This is a genomic window from Paenibacillus sp. FSL R7-269 (genome assembly GCF_000517865.1).
Lineage (GTDB): Bacteria > Bacillota > Bacilli > Paenibacillales > Paenibacillaceae > Paenibacillus_AQ.
The window spans coordinates 1-683 of the sequence record NZ_ASPS01000119.1 but is presented as its reverse complement, the minus strand read 5'-3'; the positions used below and the strand labels follow the sequence as shown (position 1 = coordinate 683).

Genomic DNA, 683 nt, shown 5'->3' with positions numbered 1-683 from the left:
AAAATATACTCCTGTGGAAATTACGCCCTTAACATGCGAACAAACGTTTGGTATAATGGGAAGACTAAGTACAGAAACGGCATTCAATTAAAAGGGGGTCCCTCATGTTAGTTATTGAAAACCAATTGCCCAATGTATCCTCAGATGTAAAGCAACATATTATGGGGATCATAGAAGCAAGCCCAACCTCTCAATTTCATTGTCATGTAACAACAGAAATCCCTAATGTGTATGTTTATCTAATTGAAGACAACCCGTTAGAATGCTATTCTATTTTCCATGCCTTTTCGTATGACAATATTGATCCAGATTATTCCTATCAATGTTTTACTATTGACCAAATTCATAAAATGCACCAATTCATTGAAAAGGCTAAATTCATTTAGCCTTTTTTTCCTTTATTACACGTTCATATTCTTCTTCAATGGTTTTAGATAACAGTTCGGTTGCTGTCATATTCAGCTTTTTTGCAGCTGTAGCTAATTGCTTTTTTATATAGACAGGTACGTCATAATGAAACTTAACCTTATTTCCGTATGCCATCGTCTATTCCCCTTATCCTATAATTTCTTGGTATTTATTTTCAATAATACGTATTAATAATTGAGTCGCTGATATTTCTTGTAATGCTGCTGCTTCAATTAGTTTTTCCTTGATTTCAGGCTGAAACTCATAGGGTAATT

The 683-nt window shown here is 33.7% G+C and carries 2 protein-coding genes; one reads left to right on the top strand and one right to left on the bottom strand.

The window, feature by feature from the left end:
• The first annotated feature begins 104 nt into the window (after positions 1-104).
• Positions 105-386 carry a hypothetical protein gene (locus tag C162_RS32185; protein WP_036701909.1) on the top strand — a complete coding sequence of 94 codons (282 nt, stop codon included), beginning with the start codon at positions 105-107 and terminating at the stop codon, positions 384-386.
• Here C162_RS32185 and C162_RS36750 read toward each other — a convergent pair.
• Positions 379-543 (bottom strand): hypothetical protein, encoded by a 165-nt coding sequence (locus tag C162_RS36750; protein ID WP_200869261.1) that lies wholly within the window; start codon positions 541-543, stop codon positions 379-381. The genes C162_RS32185 and C162_RS36750 overlap by 8 nt on opposite strands.
• Between the last annotated feature and the right edge of the window lie 140 nt (positions 544-683).